The sequence below is a fragment of the Pseudoroseomonas cervicalis ATCC 49957 genome (assembly GCF_000164635.1).
GTDB classification, from domain to species: domain Bacteria; phylum Pseudomonadota; class Alphaproteobacteria; order Acetobacterales; family Acetobacteraceae; genus Pseudoroseomonas; species Pseudoroseomonas cervicalis.
This window is the reverse complement of record NZ_GG770863.1, coordinates 1-2,094: the sequence shown is the minus strand read 5'-3', so window position 1 is coordinate 2,094 and position 2,094 is coordinate 1. Positions and strand designations below refer to the sequence as shown.

The window sequence follows — 2,094 nt, the reverse complement described above, 5'->3', positions numbered from 1 at the left end:
CGCACCTCGCCGAGCGTCGCCACGCCGCCGCCCGGCAGGGCCTGCGGGATGTTCACCGCGACCCGCCGCAGCCGCACCGTGCCGCCCAGCGCCGGATTCTCCTGCAAGGGGCCGGTGAAGCGCAGATCGGCATCCAGCAGCGCCGTCACCAGCTCGCTCTGCACCGGCGTCGCGTCGCGCGCGGTGATGGCGAGGTCGAGCGGGATGCCCGGCGCCAGCGGCTCGGCCTGGCCGGTGATGCGGATGGTGCCATTGCCGGCGCGCGCCGTGATGCCCTCGACCACCACGCGCTGGCCATCGGCGCGGATGCGGCCCTGGATGCCGGTCAGCCGCAGCCCGTAGAGCGGGTTGCGGATGTCGCCGCCCGAGAGGGTGGCGCCGCCGGTCAGCACCGGCGCGCCCAGCGTGCCGCTGGCGCCGCCATCCAGCGCCAGCCTGCCGGTGACGCGGTTGGCGCCGCCGCCGAGGCTGGGCGCCAGCAGCGGCTGGAGGTTGGCGTTGCCGCGCAGGCTGGCATTCAGCGGCGCATCGGCGCCGGGGCCCTGCGGCAGGCTGGCGGTGGCGTCCAGCGTCACCAGCTGGCCCATGCGCAAGGCCGCCTCGGCGCGGATGGCGCCGCTGCCGGCGCGCTGGACCTGCACCCGCAGGCTGGCGGCCGGCCAGCCCTGCGACCAGGGGGCAGTGACCTGCAGCCCGGTGCCGTTCAGCGTGGCGTTCACCTCCGGCGCGCTGGTCGGGCCGGTGATGCGCGCCTCGCCCACCACCGTGCCGGACAGCTGCGGCTCGGGCACGAACATGTTCACCAGCGAGGCCGGCAGGGCGGCCAGCGCCACGCGCAGATCGGCCCGCTCCGGCCCCCAGCTGCCGCTCAGGGTGAAATTGCCGGCCGGGCGGGCGGCCAGCCGCAGCCCGGGAATCTGCACCGCGCCGGAGGGCGGCAGCAGGATGGCGCCCGGCGCGGCCAGGCGGAGGCCCATCTCGCCCTGCGACGCCTCGAACCGCGCGATGTCGAGGCGCATGCCCTGTTCGTTGCGGGTGAAGCGGCCCTGGCCCTGCACATCGGCCTGCGGCAGCTTGCCCTGGATCTGCCAGTCCAGCGCCGCGTCGGTGCCCTTCAGCGTCATGCTGGCGGCATAGTTCTGGCCGCCGAGGGCGATGCGCTGCGTCTCGGCGCGGGCGTCGAATTCCTGCAGCCCGTCCGGCGTCGGGTTCAGCCGGGCGCGCAGGCGGAAGCCGCCGGCGATCTCCTGGCCGATCAGGCCGGAGAGCGGGGCGAGATTCTCGGCCTCGGCCTCCAGACTGCCGTCGAAGCGGGTGGTGGTGGTGTTCAGGCTGCCCTCGGCGCGGGCCTGCAGCGGGCCGAAGGTCAGGCTGGCGGCGTCCAGCCGCACCGTCTCGCCCTGCTGCGCCGCGCGCAGGTCGAGCGAAACCGGCTGGCCCTCGGCGCGGCCGGTCAGCCGGACCGTGCCGGCCAGGCCGCTGACCGAGGGGATCTCGGCCGAGAGATCCAGCGCCTCGATGCGCCGCCCGGCGGCGACCAGGCCGGGGCTGGCGGCCGCCAGCCGGATCGCCGGATCGGCGGCGGGGCCGGTGATCCAGGCCTCCAGCCGGGCGGGGCCGGAGAGTTCCGGGCGCAGCCGCTGCAGCTCCGGCAGGTCCAGCACGGCGTGCAGCTCCAGCACCTCCCATCCCGTGCCGCTGGCCTGCAGCCGCGCGCCCTGGCCGCGCACATCGAGGGAGTCGATGCGGAAGATCGTGCCGCGGTAATCCGCCTCCGGCGCCGGGCCGAGCGCGCCGGAGAGCGGCTCGGGCGCCGTGAGGCCCTGCGGGCGCAGCGCGGCCTGGATGCGTTCGCCGTCTTCCACGGTGGCGGTCAGGGTCAGCGCCTGCCAGCCGAAGCCGGCCGGGACGAGGTCGCCCAGCACGGCGGAAGGGGCGAGCCGCGCCTCGGCCTGCAGCCGGGCCAGGCTGCCCTGGGCGGTGATCTCGCCGGCGCGGGTGGAGAGGCGCAGCGAAGCCAGCTCCGGCTGGCCGCCGGCCGGCAGCCGGGCATCGATGGCGAAGTCGACGGCGCGCACCGGCTCCGGCGCCAGC

1 protein-coding gene is annotated in these 2,094 nt (G+C 76.6%); it reads right to left on the bottom strand.

Features of this window, described 5'->3' with window-relative positions:
* Positions 1-2,094: translocation/assembly module TamB domain-containing protein (locus HMPREF0731_RS19760; RefSeq protein WP_007005985.1), on the bottom strand; the 2,094-nt coding region annotated here is incomplete at both ends.